The sequence below is a fragment of the Paraburkholderia sp. J10-1 genome, from assembly GCF_905220165.1.
GTDB lineage: Bacteria > Pseudomonadota > Gammaproteobacteria > Burkholderiales > Burkholderiaceae > Paraburkholderia.
Genome location: NZ_CAJMYW010000018.1, coordinates 105,967 through 124,812, shown reverse-complemented (window position 1 = coordinate 124,812; position 18,846 = coordinate 105,967). Strand labels below are relative to the sequence as shown.

General features: G+C 64.8%; 18 protein-coding genes. 6 read left to right on the top strand and 12 right to left on the bottom strand.

What is annotated here, in order from left to right; all coding sequences use genetic code 11:
- The first annotated feature begins 835 nt into the window (after positions 1–835).
- A complete protein-coding gene (locus tag U5A65_RS34550) occupies positions 836–1,561 on the top strand; it encodes a cytochrome c oxidase assembly protein (protein WP_321949098.1) in 726 nt (241 codons plus the stop codon).
- On the top strand, positions 1,558–2,070 hold the full coding sequence (locus tag U5A65_RS34545; protein ID WP_321949097.1) for a CopD family protein: 513 nt from the start codon (positions 1,558–1,560) through the stop codon (positions 2,068–2,070). The genes U5A65_RS34550 and U5A65_RS34545 overlap by 4 nt, the downstream gene beginning before the upstream one ends.
- Here U5A65_RS34545 and U5A65_RS34540 read toward each other — a convergent pair.
- On the bottom strand, positions 2,034–2,546 hold the full coding sequence (locus tag U5A65_RS34540; RefSeq protein WP_321949096.1) for a DUF2231 domain-containing protein: 513 nt from the start codon (positions 2,544–2,546) through the stop codon (positions 2,034–2,036). The two genes, U5A65_RS34545 and U5A65_RS34540, sit on opposite strands and share 37 nt — an antisense overlap.
- A gap of 87 nt (positions 2,547–2,633) precedes the next feature.
- On the opposite strand from U5A65_RS34540, the gene coxB reads away from it, so the two are divergent.
- Genes coxB through U5A65_RS34520 form a run of 4 tightly spaced genes read left to right on the top strand, consistent with a single transcriptional unit; the run spans position 2,634 to position 7,514 of the window.
- Entirely contained in the window at positions 2,634–3,284 is a 651-nt protein-coding gene (coxB, locus tag U5A65_RS34535; protein WP_321949095.1) for a cytochrome c oxidase subunit II, read from the top strand.
- Entirely contained in the window at positions 3,281–5,818 is a 2,538-nt protein-coding gene (gene ctaD, locus U5A65_RS34530) for a cytochrome c oxidase subunit I (RefSeq protein ID WP_321949094.1), read from the top strand. Before coxB ends, ctaD begins: the two co-directional genes overlap by 4 nt.
- On the top strand, positions 5,815–6,153 hold the full coding sequence (locus U5A65_RS34525) for a hypothetical protein (protein ID WP_321915827.1): 339 nt from the start codon (positions 5,815–5,817) through the stop codon (positions 6,151–6,153). Before ctaD ends, U5A65_RS34525 begins: the two co-directional genes overlap by 4 nt.
- A gap of 35 nt (positions 6,154–6,188) precedes the next feature.
- Complete coding sequence (locus U5A65_RS34520; RefSeq protein ID WP_321949093.1) at positions 6,189–7,514, top strand: ferric reductase-like transmembrane domain-containing protein; 1,326 nt, start codon at positions 6,189–6,191, stop codon at positions 7,512–7,514.
- 173 nt (positions 7,515–7,687) lie between these two features.
- On the opposite strand, the gene U5A65_RS34515 is transcribed toward U5A65_RS34520, so the two are convergent.
- The 11 genes from U5A65_RS34515 to U5A65_RS34465 form a co-directional block, all read right to left on the bottom strand.
- Positions 7,688–8,482, bottom strand: coding sequence for a hypothetical protein (locus U5A65_RS34515; RefSeq protein WP_321949092.1), 795 nt, complete (start codon positions 8,480–8,482; stop codon positions 7,688–7,690).
- Positions 8,483–8,583: 101 nt separating this feature from the next.
- Positions 8,584–10,155, bottom strand: a complete 1,572-nt coding sequence (locus tag U5A65_RS34510) for an alpha/beta hydrolase (RefSeq protein WP_321949091.1) — start codon at positions 10,153–10,155, stop codon at positions 8,584–8,586.
- Positions 10,156–10,243: 88 nt separating this feature from the next.
- On the bottom strand, positions 10,244–11,743 hold the full coding sequence (locus U5A65_RS34505; protein ID WP_321949090.1) for a patatin-like phospholipase family protein: 1,500 nt from the start codon (positions 11,741–11,743) through the stop codon (positions 10,244–10,246).
- 21 nt (positions 11,744–11,764) lie between these two features.
- Complete coding sequence (locus tag U5A65_RS34500) at positions 11,765–13,231, bottom strand: efflux transporter outer membrane subunit (RefSeq protein WP_321915822.1); 1,467 nt, start codon at positions 13,229–13,231, stop codon at positions 11,765–11,767.
- Between the two features lie 70 nt (positions 13,232–13,301).
- Complete coding sequence (locus U5A65_RS34495) at positions 13,302–14,942, bottom strand: proton-conducting transporter membrane subunit (protein ID WP_321949089.1); 1,641 nt, start codon at positions 14,940–14,942, stop codon at positions 13,302–13,304.
- The gene (locus U5A65_RS34490) at positions 14,939–16,453 is read right to left on the bottom strand and encodes a complex I subunit 5 family protein (protein ID WP_321915820.1); all 1,515 of its coding nucleotides are present in this window, start codon (positions 16,451–16,453) and stop codon (positions 14,939–14,941) included. Before U5A65_RS34490 ends, U5A65_RS34495 begins: the two co-directional genes overlap by 4 nt.
- Positions 16,450–16,797 carry an NADH-quinone oxidoreductase subunit K gene (locus U5A65_RS34485; protein WP_321915819.1) on the bottom strand — a complete coding sequence of 116 codons (348 nt, stop codon included), beginning with the start codon at positions 16,795–16,797 and terminating at the stop codon, positions 16,450–16,452. The genes U5A65_RS34490 and U5A65_RS34485 overlap by 4 nt, the downstream gene beginning before the upstream one ends.
- A complete protein-coding gene (locus U5A65_RS34480; protein ID WP_321949088.1) occupies positions 16,794–17,738 on the bottom strand; it encodes a hydrogenase subunit MbhD domain-containing protein in 945 nt (314 codons plus the stop codon). The genes U5A65_RS34485 and U5A65_RS34480 overlap by 4 nt, the downstream gene beginning before the upstream one ends.
- Entirely contained in the window at positions 17,735–18,028 is a 294-nt protein-coding gene (gene mnhG, locus U5A65_RS34475; protein ID WP_321915817.1) for a monovalent cation/H(+) antiporter subunit G, read from the bottom strand. The genes U5A65_RS34480 and mnhG overlap by 4 nt, the downstream gene beginning before the upstream one ends.
- Positions 18,025–18,309 carry a monovalent cation/H+ antiporter complex subunit F gene (locus tag U5A65_RS34470; protein WP_321915816.1) on the bottom strand — a complete coding sequence of 95 codons (285 nt, stop codon included), beginning with the start codon at positions 18,307–18,309 and terminating at the stop codon, positions 18,025–18,027. The genes mnhG and U5A65_RS34470 overlap by 4 nt, the downstream gene beginning before the upstream one ends.
- The gene (locus U5A65_RS34465) at positions 18,302–18,841 is read right to left on the bottom strand and encodes a Na+/H+ antiporter subunit E (protein WP_321949087.1); all 540 of its coding nucleotides are present in this window, start codon (positions 18,839–18,841) and stop codon (positions 18,302–18,304) included. The genes U5A65_RS34470 and U5A65_RS34465 overlap by 8 nt, the downstream gene beginning before the upstream one ends.
- Positions 18,842–18,846: the final 5 nt, after the last annotated feature.

The following is an 18,846-nucleotide window of genomic DNA, read 5'->3' as shown; positions in this document are numbered from 1 at the left end:
AAATCCTGGTACTCGTGCGCTGCCACGCACGGTAGATGATCGTAAGCGCCCGCCTGGCCAGGCTTGAGCCGTGCCTCGGTCACCGCCTGGATGACCTTGAACCGGTTGACTTCGCGCAAAGCCGCGCCAGAACCCGGGCCCAGTGATGGGCGCTGTCGCAGGCTTCCATGACGACACGGCTCGCCGGCCGGTTGGCGAGAACGGTACGAACTGGGCGCGTTTGAGCGCCTTGCTGTGAATCGTGCCGGTCTTAGGCTCGACATAGTGAATCTGGAAAACGCGCTTGCCAGGTCGATGGCAATGGTCGTGGGTTCCATCTGGTTCTTCTTGGCGGCAGGATCTGCCGAACCAGCAATGTTGCACGCTCTGGACGCGAGTTTGTAGCGTCGGATGGCCCGCTAAGGCTGGAGGCGACCATTCCATCTAAATAGCCAGAACACGACATTTCAAAAAAGCCATAACATCAAAAACTTCGCTAATTTGCATTATGTTAAATAAAGCATGAAGTTCGATGCCGAGCACGGCACGCTCTACTTAGGACATCGATGAGTTCGCCTGGCAAATGCTGTGAACCTGGCTAGCAGAATCAACGAGCTTCAATGGATGCACGCCCGGCATGCGTCGAATGGCCTTCATACGATGGGCAGCCTGCACCGAATATCCCCGGCATACGCTACTCGCGACATCGGAACAGCATGGACTAACGTGACAATGTCCGCGCGGCGAAGCTGACGAAGCCTTCGTCTGCTACTATCGTGAGCATCCTCGCAGGTCTTGTCACACCAACGGCTAGACGTACATTACAGTACGATTCAGATCCGGAGGGCAGCGTGTCATGCCAGCTTCACTGATCGCCTACTGCGGCCCCGCAGGCACTCCTGAAGATCTGTGGCTGCGCTGGAACACCGATCCGTTGTTGCTCACCGCGCTTGCGGCTCTGGCATGTGTCATTGCCCGCGGGCGCAGCGCCGATGCACGCGCCGCCTGGCTCGCGCTCGCGTTCATGGTCGTCGTATTCGTCTCGCCGCTTTGCGCGCTGTCGTCAGCGTTGTTCTCGGCGCGAGTCACGCACCACATCATCCTCATCGCCGCCGTCGCGCCCTTGCTGGCACGAGCCTTTCCGCTGCGGCGCATTCCCTCGCCTCCTCTCGTGCCGGTGGTCGCCGCACATGCCGTCATGGTCTGGCTCTGGCATGCACCGGGGCTTTATACGTGGGGCCTCGCCACCGTGCCCGCCTACTGGTTGATGCAAGCCACACTGCTTGGGAGTGCATGGTTGATGTGGCGCAGCATATTCTCTCCGCAAGTCCAGACCGGCGTCGCATTGATGGCGCTGGTCACGACGATCGGGCAGATGGGCCTGCTCGGCGCCCTGATCGTCTTTTCTCCTCGTCCGCTCTACGTGGTGCATTTCGCCAGCACGGCCGCGTGGGGACTCACGCCGCTCGCCGATCAGCAACTGGCCGGACTATTGATGTGGGTGCTCGCGATGATCCCTTATCTCGCCGCTGGACTCTGGATCGCATGGTCCTCGCTGCGCGCCGGGGAGCCCGCACTGTGACGACCGTCCTGAAGTTCATCCATCTGGCCGCGATCGCGATCTGGTCGGGCGGCCTCATCGTGCTGCCGTTCCTGTTCTGGCAGCGGCGCACGCTCCCGGTCGGGCCGGAACTCGACCGGTTGCACCGCATCACGAGGCTCGTTTATGTCGAACTGACCTCACCCGCCGCCTTCGTCGCCATTGCAAGCGGCACGGCACTGATCTTTCTGCAGGCCACGTTCGTTGAATGGTTTACGGTGAAGATGGTGTTCGTCGGCATCATGGCGATGCTGCATGTCCTGGCCGGGCTCGTGCTCCACCATCTTTTTCTGCCCGAGGGGCACTTTAGCCGCCTTGCGTCGATTGCTCTCGCAACCGCTTATGTGTTTGTTATCGTCGCGATCATCTGGGTCGTACTCGCCAAGCCGCACATCCCCTCTAGCACGTTCGCCCCGCACCTGTTCGAGCCCGGCGGGCTCTCCCGCTGGATGCATCAGTCCTTCGGGGAAACCAGTATGCCAACGCCATGATCGAACACGAGCTTGCCTCCATGCCAGCCGGCGAAGCCCGTCATCACCGTGGCGAGGACCGACAGCGCGAGCCCGTGCGGCAGCACCTCTGCGGGATAGAGAAGGCGCAAGCCCCAGTTTGCGCCCGCGATCGCGAGGAGCGTCATCGCGGCCACGGCATGCGACCAGCTGGCCTCCCGCAAGCGGATGCCGCGCACGAGCAGCAGCTCGGCCGTACCGGCAAGGCTGGCTCCCACGCCGCTCCAGAACGCAAAGCCGGCGGCCCAAAGACCCGCCCTCACCCAGAACGGATCGCCCGACCACCAGTAGATAACATCGACGCCCAGCGTGGCGACCACGAATGCAATCGGGAAGTGCACCATCATCACGTGAATCGGGTGACCGACGAGCGCGACGGCCGACCCTGCATCGAGCCGCAACAGCTCGAGCATCACCTCGCTGTGGCCTTGAGATCCGGAATCGTCTTTCTTTGCCATGGTCAATCCTCCCAGCGACGAAGGTGTCATACCTCAAGCCATCATAGTGTCTTGCGTGTGCTGGTCCAAGCCGGATTGGTCGCCGCGTTGTCCGCCTGCGCCGGTCCGCTCTCGACGCTCTCGCCGTCCGGGCCTGCCGCCGCGTCGATTGCCGGGCTGTGGTGGGTCATGCTCGTGGGTGCGGCCGTGCTGTTCGCACTCGTGCTCGCGCTGTTCTTCCTCGTCATCCGGCGACCGGGCTGGGGGTCGGGGGTGTCGCCCGCGCGCTGGATCGTGCTGGGCGGCCTCGTGCTGCCGGCCGTGATCCTGATTCCCCTCATCGGCTATGCGCTCCATGCCGGCGAACGGCTGCTGCCGCTGCCGGGCCGCACCGCGCCGCGCATCGAGGCCATTGCGCAGCAATGGAGCTGGACCTTCCGTTATCCCGATGCAGGCGGCCTCGAAACGAAGAACGTGCTGCACCTGCCCGCTGGCACGCCCGTCGACATCGTCGTCACGAGCGAAGACGTCGTGCATGCGTTCTGGATTCCGCGCCTTGCCGGCAAGATCGACGCGATCCCCGGGCATGAAACGCGCCTGCGCGTCGAGGCCAATCAGCCTGGCCAGTACGAAGGCCTGTGCAACCAGTTCTGCGGTCTCGGCCATGCGGGCATGCACTTCGCGGTGATCGTCGATCGTCCCGAAGACTATTCCGCCGCCCTCAAAGAAGCGGCCGCCAGCGGGGAGGTGAAGAAATGAGCGTGCCGGTCGAGCCTGAGTCACACGGCATGAACGCGCTGCGGCTGCACCGCCAGCTGGCCGCCATATGGGCCACGGGCCCGGGTGTCCAGCGACTCTCCTCCGTGAACCACACCGTGATCGGCATGCGCATGATGATCACCTCGTTCGTGTTCTTCGCGATCGCGGGTGTCCTCGGCATGCTGACGCGCGTGCAGCTCGCGAGCCCGCATGCCGCCTTCATGGACGCGGAGACCTACAACCAGGTCTTCACGATGCATGGCTCGATGATGCTGTTCCTGTTCGCGATTCCCATGGTGGAAAGTTTCGCGGTCTACATCACGCCAAAGATCCTCGGCACACGCGACTTCGCCTTTCCGCGGCTCACGGCTTACGGCTACTGGTGCTATCTGTTCGGCGGCACGATCCTGACCGTGGCGCTCATCATGCATGTCGCCCCCGACGGCGGCTGGTTCATGTACACGCCACTCAGTTCCAACGTATATACGCCGGGGATCAACGCCGATGTCTGGCTGCTCGGCGTGACCTTTGTCGAGATCTCGGCGCTCTCGCTCGCGATGGAGATCGTCGTCTCGATCCTCAAGATGCGCGCGCCGGGCATGTCGCTGGACCGCATGCCGATCTTCGCGTGGTACATCCTCGTGACGGCCATGATGATGATCGTGGCCTTTCCGCCGTTGATCCTCGGCTCGATCATGCTCGAGGTCGAGCGCGCGTTCGGGCTGCCGTTCTTCGACCCGCGCCGCGGCGGCGATCCGCTGCTCTGGCAGCACCTGTTCTGGCTGTTCGGCCACCCGGACGTCTACATCATCTTCCTGCCGATGGCGGGCGTGCTCTCGACGATCATCCCCGTGTTCGCGAGGCATCCGCTCGTCGGCTACCGGACCATTGTCGTGGCGATCATCGCGCTGGCGTTCCTGAGCTTCGGCATCTGGGTCCACCATATGTTCACGGTGGGCATTCCGCATCTGGCGCTGGCGTTTTTCTCGGCGGGCTCGGCGATCGTCGCGGTGCCCACCGCGATCCAGTTCTTCGCGTGGCTCGCCACGCTGTCGCACGGCCGGCCGCGCTGGGATGTGCCGATGCTGTACATCTTCGGCTTTTTCTTCGTGTTTACGGCGGGCGGCCTGACCGGCGTGATGCTCGCCATCGTGCCGTTCGACTGGCAGGCACACGACACCTATTTCGTCGTCGCGCATATGCATTACGTGGTGGCCGGCGCCCTTGCCTTTCCGATGCTGGCCGCGTTCTATTACTGGCTCCCGTTGCTGACCGGCCGCACTGCCGTGCACAGGCTTTCGCTGCCCGCCTTCTGGCTCGTCTTCATCGGCTTCAACATGACCTTCTTCCTGATGCACCTGACCGGCCTGCTCGGCATGCCGCGGCGCATCTTCACCTATAGCGGCGACGAAGGCTGGAACTGGCTCAACCTGCTCTCCTCGGTCGGCGGATTCATCATGACGATCGGCTTCGCGCTGGTGGCGATCGATATCGTCGTGCAACTGCGCTTCGGCAGACGCGTGCGGCGCAATCCGTGGGATTCGACGACGCTCGAATGGGCCATGCAGATCCCGCCCGCGCCCTACGCGTTTGCTTCGCTGCCGCGCGTTGGCGCCCAGACGGACGGCATCGGCCCGGGCCAGCTTGCGGTGTCGCTCGCGCGCGGTGAAGGCTATCTCGGCTTTACGCGCAACGGCTGGCAGGAAACGCTTGGCGTACACATGACGTCGGGTGAACCCGACCAATTGATCGTGCTGCCGAACGCGACGTATCTACCGCTATTCACCGCACTCGTAACGGGCGCCGCGGTGCTCGCGATGCTGTTCAAGTTCTACCTGCTATCGGCCGGGCTCGCCTTCGTGACGTTCGGCATGTTCGTCTTCGCCGGCCAGCGCGCGGGATTGCCGCGCGATTATGGTCCGCTGCCGGTAGGCCATGGCGTGAGCGTGCCGCCGCATACGGAAGTGGCGAGCGCGCCGTCGTGGCTTGCGCTCGTCTGCGCTCTGGTCGCGAACGGCACCCTGTTCACTTCGCTGATCTTCGGTACGTTCTATCTCTGGATCGCCGCGCCAAACTGGCCCGCTGCCGCGACGCCGCAGCCGAGCCGTTTGCTCGTAGTCCTCACGATAGCGGGGCTCGCCGTCGCGGCGGCGGCTGCGCGCGGCTCGCTGCGCACCACCACGGCGGGTGGCAAATCGTATGGCTGGATCGTGCTTGCCGCACTCGCGCTCCTGGTGGCGCTAGCCGCCGACGTCGCGTTGATCTCCGGCGTCACGCCAGATCCGCGCGCGCATGCGCTCGGCGCAACGGCTGCCGCACTACTCGCCTACATCGCACTGCATGCCGGCATCGGACTGCTTTTTCTCGTCAGCAACCTGCTGCGCTTGCGCGCGGGCTTCATCTCCCCGCGGCGATTCACCGACCTGCGCCTGTCGCGCTTGTGGCTCGACTACACAACGGTGACGGCGATCATCGCGCTCGGCCTCGTGCTCGCGTTGCCTGGACTCGTCGCGATGCTCGGAGCGCGGCCATGAACGGGCACCCGCTTGCACCACGGCGGCTGTGGTGGCTGGCCGTCGGCTTCACGATCTGGTGTCTTGCGCTCGTGATCCTGTATGCGCTGCACGCGATCGGTTGCGCATTCGGCTGGCCGGCAGGCCCGCTGCGCCTGAGCCTCGTGATCGTGCTGCTCGCGCACCTCGTCGCGATCGGCTGGCTGTGGCGCTACCGTGCGGCCGCGCGGCGCGACCCCGGTCCCGAGCCGATCAGCACCTTCCTGCACACCGTTGTCATCTGGACCTTGATCGCGGCGCTTGCCGCCACCGTCATCACGTTTGGGCCCGCGCTGTTGCTGACCACCTGCATTTGAGCAGTGCGTAGCAAACCTGGCGTAGAGGGGGTTTCATGAAGGCTCGCGATCTCGTGCGCAAAGCCATCTGGTCGGCCATCTATCTGCTCTTCATACTCGCCCCGCTTTTCGCGCTGCTCGCGGGCAATCTGCCTCCCGCGCGCAATTTCGGCACGGAGTTTTCGGTTGCGCTCGGCTATTCCGGACTTGCGATGATGGGTCTGCAATTCGGCCTCACCGCCCGCTTTCGGCACGTCACTGAACCGTGGGGCGAGGACGTCATCTATCACTTTCATCGGCGTGTCTCGCTGCTGGCCGTGGGTCTCGTCGCGGCGCATCCTCTGATCCTGATCGCCATCCGCTCGGAATCGCTCGCGATGCCGGACTCGATCCGGGATATCCCCTGGGGCGCCCGCTTCGCGGTCCTGTCGATTGGCGCGCTTGTCGTGCTCGTGGTAACCGCCCTGTGGCGCAAGCAGCTGAAAATCCGCTACGAGACGTGGCATCGGTCGCATATCGTGCTCGCGCTAACCGCAATCGGTGCGGGCATGCTGCACATGGTCGGCTGGGGCTTCTACCTCGCCGATCCGTTCAAACGGATTCTGTGGATCGGCATGACGATCTTCTGGATCGCGTTGCTGCTCTACGTGCGCATCGTCAAGCCGCTCTTCATGCTGCGCAGGCCCTATCGCGTCGTCGAGGTCCGCAGCGAACGCGGCGACACCACCACGCTCGTCATGCAGCCCGAAGGTCACGCAGGGTTTCGTTTCAAGCCGGGCCAGTTCGGCTGGCTGACGCTATGGGCCAGCCCCTTCCGCATCACCGGGCACCCGTTTTCGTTCTCGTCGAGCGCCCAGGCGCCGGACGGGCGCGTCGAAATGACGATTCGCAATCTGGGCGACTTCACTAGCGCTGTCAAAACGGTCACGGCCGGGCAGCGCGTGTATCTCGACGGCCCGTATGGCGCGTTCACGATCGGCAATCCGACCGATATGCATGTGCTGATCGCGGGCGGCATCGGCATCACGCCGATGATGAGCATGATCCGCACGCTTGCCGACCGCGGCGACAAGCGTCCGCTGGTGCTGCTCTATGGCAGCAAGGACTGGGAATCGCTGACGTTCCGCGAAGAGCTGGACGCGTTGAAGGAGCGGCTCGATCTGAAGGTCGTCTATGTTCTCTCGGAGGCGCACCCGGGCTGGACCGGCGAAACCGGCCGCATCGACGCGGACCTGTTCAGGCGTCACCTGCCGCCCGAGTACACGGACCACGAGTACTTCATTTGCGGGCCGGATGTCATGATGGACGCCATCGAAACCGCGCTGGGCAACATGAAGGTGCCGATTGCCCAGTATCACTCCGAACGCTACAGCTTCGTGTAGGAGAACCACCATGCGCCGCTTGCTAGCCGATCGTCTGGTCGTTGCCACGGGCGTGATTGTCGTTGTGCTCGCACTCGTGTTTGCGTTCGTGCGGGTGGCGTCGCGGCAGTAGACTTTCGCTTCGTATTCAGCGCTATTGTGGCGGCTATCGGAAACTTTGCAGGCCGGACACGTCAGCGCGGCGTGCGGGAATGGTCGATCGCTGCGTTCGGCGCGACCGTGCCTGCCGCGAAGCGCGGTGCGGCGTTCGCCACCAGAATGAGCGCGGCACCGGCGAGGCCGCTCGACACATGCTTCAGCGCATGCCCGGCGAGCACATGATGCGTGAGTTCCCACACCTGCCAGTCAAGGCTCTCGAAGATCTTTGCCACTCCGTAGAAAACGATCACCATTGTCCAGCCCAACACGCTGTCCACCTTGCGCGTGAGCGTCAGGCCGACGATGAACATGAGGCCGCCGAACTGCAGGATCGCGTACGGCCACAGGCTGTTGAGCGCGAGCCAGTACGCGATCGTGCCTAACGACACGGCAACCATGATCAGCAACGGTACCCAGCCCACGCGCTGCCCGGTGTTCGACGTCCAGAGCATCGCCAGGATGCCGGCGAAGACGATCGTCATCGGCAGGCGATCCCATACGAGCGTCGCGTCGGAAGGCGCCCAGTGATAGTAGGCCGACCCGATTGCCGTTAGCACGAGCCCGAATCCGGCGACGACCATGCCGGGGAATTTTGGCGGCTGCCGATTCTGCGGGTACGCGTTTCGCTGCGCCCAGCCGAGGCAGGCGGCCCCGGCCGCCAGAATGACGAGATTCGACAGCACGTCCGCCGCATGCGGTATCGAGCCCAGCGCGCGCTGGTCCGCGAAGTGGTGATACGACGCCGGCTGCGCGAGCGGCCATACCAGCTGCAGCACCGTGCCCACCACGAAAAGCAGGATGCTGCCAAGCAGCAATCGGGGAATGTTCACGGAGCTCGTCTCCGGGTATGACGTCACACTCGACAGGCGCTTGCGCACCCTCCCCGTATGATCGGACAATCCGGGCCCGGTAACAAGGTTGGCGGGATCGGTTACGGCTCGTCGTAATCGCCGCCGGCCTGCTCGAGTTCCTTCAACTCCACTGCGGGGTCTTCCGGCTTCCCGGCAGCGGTCTCGTGAGTGCGCTTCGGCGAATCGACAACAGGAGGGGGCATCTTGCCGATCCCCTCGTCGATACGTTGCAGGAGATACGGGAAGAACGGATTCGATGCGATCCGGAACATCGAGTCGAGCGTCAGAATCAACGTGCCGCGCTCTCCGCGCGGCGCGAGCGTACCCAGGTTGACATTGAAGTTCTCGTCGTCGCCCGGCTTGATGCCGTAGAGTGCGTCCGTCACGGGGAATGGAATCGCCACATGCGATAACGAAAAAATATCCGGCGGATAGTCGATCTCCAAAGGCCGAACATGAGTTTCCACACCGCCGGCATCGACACTGCGCTCGACCGTATGAGCCGAATCCTGTGACGCGTTGGCAATGACCGTGGTGCGATAGTTCTGCGGCCCGATGCGCAGCAACCGCGTGAGCGCGGAATAGGACGCGACGCGCAGGAAGGTTCTGAAGCTCACGCTGCGGTTCACGTCGAACAACACGATTTCACTGCCGTTTGCGGGAAGCTTGTCATACAGCGACGACATGACAGCAGGCGTGCTGACTGTGAAATCGGTCACCGACTGGAACGTCAGTACAGGAGGGAGCGAACTCAACCGGTTATCGCGTTCGAGCCTCGCCATCTGGTCCTGGATGGTGCTGGTAAGCAGCCAGGACTGACGCGCTGCGTTCACCGGGAACGAGTTGTATTTGAAGGGGTTGAATTCCGGCACGATGCCGAGCCAGGCGGCCCGCGCGAATGCAGGCAACACCGCGGGTAGGCCCACGAGGCCCGCAAACCGCGCGTAACGGGTCACGCCGATCATCGGCGAAATGAGCACGAGCCGGGTGGGACGCGTGAGCGCGGGGTTCTCGATGGCGTCCATCGCATATTGCAGGGCAAGCGCGCCGCCGTTCGAGAAGCCGATCAGTTCGAGCGGCTTGTCCGGGCCCACGCGCCGGCGCGCTTCGCGCACCGCGAGCCGCGTTGCCGCTGCCCAGTCTTGCCAGGTGACGTTGGTCAGTCCCGCAGGCACGGTTCCGTGTCCAGGCAAACGGATGGCGATCGCGACAAAGCCCCGGTCGCGATAGTTGCGCGCGATGTGCCGCAGACTGTAGGGCGAGTCCGTCATGCCGTGCAGCAGCACCACCGCACCAACCGGCGGCCCTGACGGTTCGAGTATGTACGAGCGGTTCCAGTCCTGAGCGAAGTGCTCCGGATAAATGGGCGAGCCTTCGTAGTAGCGGTTCGACGGGACACGCTCGGACGCCTTGACCTTTTCGACGACGTTGACGCGCACATCCTCGAAAAGCCGCGACTCTTCCCGCATGTACGCATCCCAGTCGCCGGCGTCCATCTCTTCTACGGTCATCTCGCGCGGTACGTAGGTGTGCCAGACCGACAGGTCCGGGCCGCGCAGCGAAGACCACGCCCGCAATCCCAATGCGAGTAGCGCGAGCACGACCAGAATCGACACACCTATTTTTATTACCTTCAGCGACGTGCGTAGCATTGGTTTTCTCTCGGAAGCAGCTTCAGAACACAGTATGGGAGATTCGCGTTTTTTTCGGTGAATCGCCGTCCTGGGGCGCCGGGCGTTGCTACGGCGCATCCGCCTTTTTGCTTTTTGCCGGCACGGCGCCCGGTTCGACCTTGCCGGTCTCAGGCGGGTCGACAATGCGCGCCCCTGCCGCCTTGAGGGCGGCCTGGAATTGCGGGGAGGCCAGGATGATCGTGCTCGCCGCGTTGCGCAAGCGATCGATTGCCTCGTCCGGCAACGCAAGTGAAGTCGGCAATTGATTGAGGCCGTCTCGCTGGGCTTTGTCGGCCAGTGCATCGAATGACACGTCGACCACATAGATATCGGTGTCGGGCGCTTCCACGGCCCGGGCCAGCGCGGGGTCCTTGTTGTCCCTGAACGCCTCGGAGTTGCGGATCTGGCGCAATAGCGCCCATCGCGCCTTGATGTCCTGCAATAGCTCGACGGATTCGCTGGAAAATCGATCGATCGGCACGCCAACAGCCTGGACAAGCGTCCGGATTGCGCCCGGTGGACGTTCGGAAAGGTTCCAGCTGGTCGACGGCGACGACGCCGCGTTCACGACGAAGATAATCAGCCTGCGTACGTTGTCGAGCGGCGCGGGTTGGCCGGCTTCGTGAAGCGCCTCGAATGTTCCGATGAAGTCCAGCACGCCCCTGAGCCCCAGATTGTCGGAAATGCCGCCATCGACGAGATGGAAATACGGGTTCTCGGTCGAGTCGACGATTTCGCGCAAATCCTGCAGTCGATTGAGGATACGGCTCGCGGATCTCTGCACCGTGCCGGCTCTGGCAAGCGCGTGACTCCACTCGGGTTCCTCGTAGCCACACGTGCCGCCGTAGTTGTTGATCGTAATCGGAGCCAGAACCACCGGTACGGCGGAGGACGCCGCCGCCGCGCGCGAAAGCTTGAATGGACCGAGATCCGCGCACATGACATCGAAGTTCTGCTGGAGAAACACGACGCGCGACCCCGTCGTCAGTTCCGTTGCGCTGACCGCGATCATCGGACCGCCCTTGCGCTCGAGTTCGGCGAATGTCGCGTTGTCGAACAGGACTTCGTCATACAGCTTTGCCGCCAGCTCGGAGCGGCTCCAGCGCGCGGAAGCCAGCGCGGGCCAGTTCACCGGGTTCAGGATCCGGGCGACGAGTTCGCGCTGTACGTTGCGCTTGAGAAAGCGGTCCTCGTAGAAGTCGAACAGATGCTTGCCGTAAAGCCCGTACGCCAGCGCGGTGAAGCTGCCGCCGGAGACGCCGGTGATCAGATCCACCTCATCGAGCAAGCGGATTTTCTCGCCCGACGCGCCCGTCACTTCGATACGCTGCAGCGTCTCCAGCGTTCCATAGGAAAACGCCGCCGCACGCATTCCGCCACCGGAGAAGGCCAGAATGACCATGTCCTGCCTGCCGGGCCGGTTGCCTTCCAGCCGGTCGAACGGGCTCAGCTGCTGCGGGTCGTACTGAATGATCGGCGGGTTCACGGGCCGCGTCGCGCAACCGCAGAGCAATAGCAACGACGCGGCGGCGAGCCATACGGCGTACTTCCATGAACGCACGACCATGTCACGGGAGCCTGTGTGAATTCACCTGCCCTGCGGGGCGCTCACCTTTCGTTCGGCGCTCAGGGACACGGGCGTATGCGAATCGGCGATATCCACCCAGCCACCGCCCATGGCCTGATACACGCTGATCACCTGGTTATAGCGCGAGGCCTGCAGGCTGGCGAGGGTGAGCTCGGCGGAGAACAGGTCGTTTTCGGAGATCAGCACTTCGAGATAGCCAATCAGGCCATCTTCGAACTTGAGGCTCGAGAGGCGCGCGTATTCGCGCAACGCGTCGACACGCTGCTGCTGAAGCCCGGTCTGCTCGATCGTGTTCTGTGAGCTGACAAGTGCGTTGTTGGTATCGTTGAACGCGCCCAGCACGGTCTGCCTGTAGATCAGTTCTGCCTGGCGCTTTTGTGCCTCGGCCGACTGCACCTGACCACCAATCGCGCCCGCCGTGAAGATCGGCCCGGTCACACCCGCTGCGATCGACCAGAGCGCAGCGGGCCCGGAAAGGAAGTCGCCGAAGGCCGTGCTGACCGAACCGAGCGCACCGGTTAGCGAGATGGTCGGATAGTAAAGCGCCCGCGCGGCGCCGACGTTCGCATTGGCGGCGACCAGATTTTGTTCGGCCTGCAGAATATCGGGCCGCCGCTCGAGCAGACTCGACGGCAGATCGGCCGGAATGACGGGAAGCACGAGCTCGCTCACCGACTTGCCGCGCGGAATCGGCCCAGGATTGCGCCCCAACAGAATGGAAATGCCGTTTTCCACGATGGCAATCTGCTGCTCGATGGCCGGTATCGTGGACTGCGCGAGTTTGTACTGCGACTGCACTTGCGAAAGCTCCGTCTGGGAAACGAGGCCCTTGCGATAGCGCAGCTCGAAAATGCGCAACGTTTCGCCGAAATTATTCGCGGTGGCCCGCGCAATTTCGAGTTGCCGGTCGAGTCCGCGCAGCGTGATGTAGCTGGTCGCCACGCCTGTCACGAGCGAAAGCACGACGCCGCGCTGGGCCTGTTCGCTCGCATAGACCTGCGCCTGTGCGGCTTCGGTCAGGCGCCTTACCCGGCCGAACAGGTCGATTTGCCAGGAAGCGGACAGCGCGCCCTGATAGAGATTGAATACGGGATCGAGCAACGGCGAGAGCGGCGGCATCCCGACCTCGCTGGTCCGGTTGCGGCTCACGTTCGCGCCATAACCGACTTGCGGCAGACCCTGCGAGCGCGCCGAGCGCAACAGGCCGATGAACTGGTCGACACGCGCCGCAGCGACACGCACATCCAGATTGCCCTCCAGCGCGGCCTGGATCAGATCGTTCAACACCGGATCGTCGAACTGTTCCCACCATGCCGTGTTCACGACGGCTTCGGCCGCGGGCAAATCGACCCGCCACGTTGCGGGCACCGGCACCTCGGGGCGGCTGTAATCTGGGCCCACGCTAAAGCAGCCGACCAGGCAACTGGTAGCGGCGGCAAGTATCGCAGTCCACGTCCGCGTTCTCATGACGTACTCCAGGTTCTGCTGCGACCGCGTCGCATAGGCGCAGGCGGTGCGCTCGTTTGCGCCACACACATCATGCCGCCACCGCCAGCAGGCCACCGAACAGCAGCGCTGCGAGCAACAGCGTCAGACACGACACGGACCACCCACGCACGAATGCATCCGTACACACCGCGATTCGTGCGGCCTGCGCGCCGCCTCGTTGCAGTCCGCGCAAGAGGCCGCCTACGTCGCCCACGGGCACGGACGGCACGGTCTTGCCCCATCGGCTCCAGCCAATCGCGAGCGCCGCGCCAACGAGTACCGGCCACAGCGCGGACCACAGCGCCGCGGGAGCCAGGGCTTCGGGTAGCGAGCCGACCGGGATACGCAGATACAGCACCCACGGAACGGCCAGCGAGGCCACCACCATTGCGAGCCACGCGCCTCTGAGCGGCCCCGGAGCGCGCGCGTTGTAATGGGTCGTGCCTATCGCGCCGAGACTGCGCACGAAATGAAGCATCAGCAACGTGGTTGCGGCTGAAGACGCCGCAGCCAGCATGCTGGCCAGATCGCCGGACAGCAGATCCTTGGCCGCGTATTTGGCCAGCGAGCCGCCGGTCAACGGCAAGCCGCCGAGGCCGAGCGCGACGATCGCCGTGGGCACCTGCACGAGGCGCAACGATCCGGCGCCCGTCAACGCGACCACGCCCACGGCCAGAAACAGCGTGCCTTTCACGAGCAGATGGTGCGCGGCATAGTAAGCGGCAGCCAGCACGGTGGCGGGATCGCCAGCGGCCAGCCCCATGCCGATCACGGCCATCAGGAAGCCCATCTGGCTCACGCTCGAGTACGCCAGCACGACCTTCGGCTGAAACTGGGTGATGCCGATCGCCACGCCGTAGAACGCGCCGAACATGCCCAGCGCCGCGAATGGAATGCCGAACTGCGGCCATGCACCGTTCGAAGCGAATGGCAGAAAGCGGACCAATGCGATCACACTGGCCTTGACCACCGCGCCGCTCAGCACCGCTGCCGCGGGAATGGGCGCAGCGCGATAGGCGTGCGGCATCCAGAAGTGCAACGGCACCATCCCGGCCTTCATGCCGAGGCCAACCAGCAGCAATAGCACGGTGGCATCGCGCCATGGCGAGCCCGGCAAGGCGGCAGCCGCATCGCGAATCAGCAGGCTGCCGCCGGGCGTAGCCTGTGCCAGCAGGACCAGCCCGCCCAGCACGAAGGCCTCGGCCAGCAAGGCAACGCCAAGATAGAGTGCGCCCGCATAGCGTGCTTCGGGTCCGTCGCCCTGGAGCACCAGCCCGCTCGCGCCGACACTCAATACCGCCAGCATCAGATAGAAGCCAGGCAGATCGGCCGTCAAAAACACGCCCACGCTGCCGGTCAAGGCCATGAACCAGCAGACGACGAACCCATCGATATCTTCGCGGCCGCGTACATATCGCGCGGCGTAGATGCCGGCGAAGAACCACAACAGCGCCGCCGTGCCGAGCAGCAACGCGCCCGGCGTATCGAGCGCGAAACGCAGGGCGAACCGGCTGTGGCCGAGCGTCAGCGTTTCGCTCTGCCCCGCCCCGACTGCCGCCGCCAGCGCAGGCAGCGCAGCGATCGCGAACCACGACGGCAAGCGCCTGCGAACAGGCGCGCAAGCGCAAAGCAGCAGCATCAGCAATGGCAAGCCGATAGCGGCGGCGAGCAGACCTTGGGACATGTTCATGGCAACCCCGCCTGCGGCATCACGGTGCGGCCAATCTGCGCCACGTCGACCGGCAGCAGCACGGCGAGGCCAAGCAGGAACGAACACGTTGCGAGGCCGAGCACCGCGAGCTGCTGGTAACGGGGCACCTGCCGTTGCGGCGACCAGCCGGGCGCGGCGGGCTCCATCGCGCGCACCACCACCATGAAGACGTAGACGCTCGTGAGCAGGCCGCCCGCCAGCATCACCAGCGCCCACCACCATTGCCCCGTCGCGAGCGCCGCCGACATCAGCAGCCACTTGGCCAGAAAGCCGCCGGAAGGCGGCAAGCCGATCAGCGTCGCGCCGGCCAGCGCGAATGCCGTCAACGTCATGGGCAAGGCGCGGGCCGCGCCGCGCAGGTCGGCCAGGCGGTCGTGACCCAGCGTGCTATAAATCAGCCCCGCCGCGAGGAACATGGCCGCTTTGGCGCTCGCGTGCGAGATGGCCTGCAACAGGCCGCCCGTGACGGCGCGGGCGCCTTCGTGCTGCGCGGCGAGCGGAAACAGCAGGAACAGGTAGCCGATCTGAGCAACCGTCGAGTAAGCGATCAGGAGCTTCAGACGCGCCTGGCGCAGCGCCACCACGTTGCCGAAGAGGATCGCCATCGCGCCGAGTCCCGCCAGCAGTTGCGCGCTGGATGCGCTCACGATGCCGGCGAAGACATCGAGCCACAATCGCACCACCACGAACCACGATCCCTTGATGACCAAGGCGGACAGCAGCGCGCTGGCGGCGGCGGGCGCGCCCGCGTGCGCGGGCGGCAGCCACAGATGCAGCGGAAAAAGCGCGGTTTTGGCGAGCATGCCTGCCGTCATCAGCGCCAACGCAGTCCAGGCCAGCGGCTGAGCGCCGATCCTCGCCGCAAGCAGCGCGATGTCGAGCGTGCCGTAGGCGCCATACAGCAGAAAAACACCCAGCAGATACAGCATCGAACCGATCAGCGCGTACAGCAGATAACGCAGCGCGGCCTGTAACGTTTCGGCGCGGCCATCGAGGGACACGAGGGGAACGCCGGCAAAAGTCAGCAGTTCGAGCGCGACGTAGAGCGTGAAAATGTCTCCGCTGACGAAGACCAGATTGAGCGCCCCCCATACCGCGAGCAGCAGCAGCCAGAATGCCAGCGGCGCGCGCGCCTCGCTCGTGCCGGACGGCGTGCCGAAATCGCCATTCGCGTAAATGGCCACCGCGCCCACCACCACGGCGACCACCACCATCATGCAGACCGAGAGGCCGTCCGCGCGCAGCACGACGCCCAGGGGCGGCGACCAGCCGCCCAGCAGATAACGCAATGCGTCGCCCGATACCAGCAGCCTGGCCGCAATCTCCAGCACGACGCCGAAACCGAGGGCAATCGTCACCCAGGCCACGCGTTGCGCGTGGCGGCCGCCGAGCGCGAGACCGGCCATCATCCCGGCGAACGGCAACAGAATGGCGAGCGCGAGCAGCAGGCCGCCCGGCGTCGACTGCGCCGTGGGCGCGAGCGTCGTCACGTGGCCTCCGAATTGCGCGTCTGGCCCGACGCCGCATCGCCGTCCGCCGCAAGCGAATTCGAGCCCGTTTCCGAGAACCGGCGCAGCATGAGCCCGACTGCCAGCGCAGAAGCGGCGAACGACACGACGATCGCCGTGATCAGCAGCGCCTGTGGCACCGGATCGCCGGACATGCCCGCGCCCGCCCCACGGTGTGCAATCACGGCACAGGCCAGAAAAACGCCGTTGCCCGTGAGATTGAAGGCCAGCACCTTGCGCAAGGGCTGCGGGTTGACGATCAGGCCGTACAGGCCGAGACCCACGAGGGCGGCGGCGGTCAAGCCGAACAACTGCGAGACGTTCATGGGCTCACCTCCGGCCGCTGGGGTGGCCCGACCAGCAGGAGGACCAGGGTCACGGCAAGCGAAGGCAGCAGCGCGGCTTCGATGAGGATGATCCACAGCTTCGCCCGGCCGTCGGGGTACGCGAGCAACGCGCCCGCCATGACGGCGCCGAGCAGGCCGAGCGCGATGAACACGGCCGGCCCGAGGATCAGCACGGCGCGCAACCAGCGCCGGCTGATCGGCGGCGCATCGCGCAGACCGGACATCATGACGAGCAGCCACATCGCGGCAATCACCGTGGCGCCCTGGAATTTGCCGCCCGGATGATCGGCGCCGACCCAGAAAATATAGATGCCGATCACGACGCCTATCGGCGGCAATACGCGCGCCAGATACACCAGAATGTCGTTGGGGCTCACCACCTGCGCCAGTCCCGGTCTGCCGCCCCAGAAGCGGTCCGGCGCCAGCGACCAGACGCCGACCACGCCCAGCAGCAGCACGATCGCTTCCAGCAGCGTGTCGATCGCGCGGAACGACAGCAGGACCGCCGTGATCGGGTTGCCGACGCCAGTCGCCTGAATGTGCTGCGCCACCTCGGGCGCGAGCGTTGGCGCGGGGTCCGGCAGGTTCCACAGGCAAGCGGCAATCACGACGGCGACGCCCGTGGCGGCGCCTCCTGCCGCGACACGCATTGCGAGACCCGGCTCCTCGGCCTGGGCTGCCGCTTCCGTTGGCTGCAGCCGCGAAGCCGCGCGGATCAGCAGCGCGCCGGTCAAACCCGCACCGATCGCCGCTTCGGTCAACGCGACGTCGACCGCGCGCAGCACGAGCCACGCAAGCGTGAGCAGCAGGCCATAAGGAATGAACCCGGCGACCGCGGCGAACGTATCGCGCACCACGACGGTCCATAGCGCGAGCGCCAGCAGCAGAATCCCGATGCCAAAGGAGATGGCGGAGATCATCGGCCCTCCTCCTGCCGGCGCGCCGCGCGCGCGATGAGCTGCGACACATCGGACGACGTCAGCATTACCAGCAGCCAGACCACGATCAGCTTGAGGGCGATCACGATATGCCCCGTCTGCGGCACGAGGCCCAGCACCACCATGCCGAGGCCCAGATTGTCGGCCTTGGTCAACGCGTGCAGCCGCGTGTACGTGTCCGGGAACCGCAACAGCCCGACCGTACCGGCCACGAAGAAGAAAACGCCGGCCAGCATGGCAACGATCGTGAAGACGTCGGCTGCGGTTTTCATTTCCGGTCCTCCTTCGCGATCTCGCCTTCGGCCTGGCGATCGGCCTTGACGAAGGCCACCGAGGCGAACGCCGCAAGCACGGCGAGCGTCAACGCCACATCCACGACCGCTTCGACGCCGCTTGCCGTGCCGACCAGCAGCAAGGCCGCGATTCCTCCCGTGCCGAACAGTTGCGCGGCCATCATGCGGTCGGCGCGCGTGGGCCCGCGCAGCACACTCAGCAAGCCCACGGCCACCATTAGCAGCACCAGCGCGCAAACGGCAATGAGCACGTCAGCCATGACGTTCACCGCTGACCGAAGCGCCCACCAAAGCACCGGCGAGGCGCCGTTCTTCGTCGGCCAGCTGCTCGGCAACGGGCTGCGAAATGTCGAGGCAGTGGTAGACGAGCCCGTCGGCGGTCTCGTCTACCGGAAGCGACCCTGGCAAGAGACTCGTGATGATGGCGAACCCATTGCGGGCCGTTCCCGGCGGAAAGCCGACACGATAGACCACGATGCCCGGCCGCAAAGGCAGGCGCGGGTCCAATGCGCGGCGCGCTACGTCGATACCCGCGAGCAGCGACTGCAGGAGAAAATGCGGCGCGAATACGAGTAAGGCGCCAAGGCGCAACATGCCTGTGGCGGGAGGCTGCAGACGCAGGCTCATCTGTGTCGCGATGAACGTCGCGATCAGACCGCACGCGAGATCGGCCGGCTTCACGCTCGGCATCAGAATGAACCAAAGCGCCAGAAAACACAGCGCGCGCGCCAGCGCGACGCGCCAATGCGAACGCCAGTCGAGCAGGAAAGCACGCAGCGATGGTGGGCTCATGAACG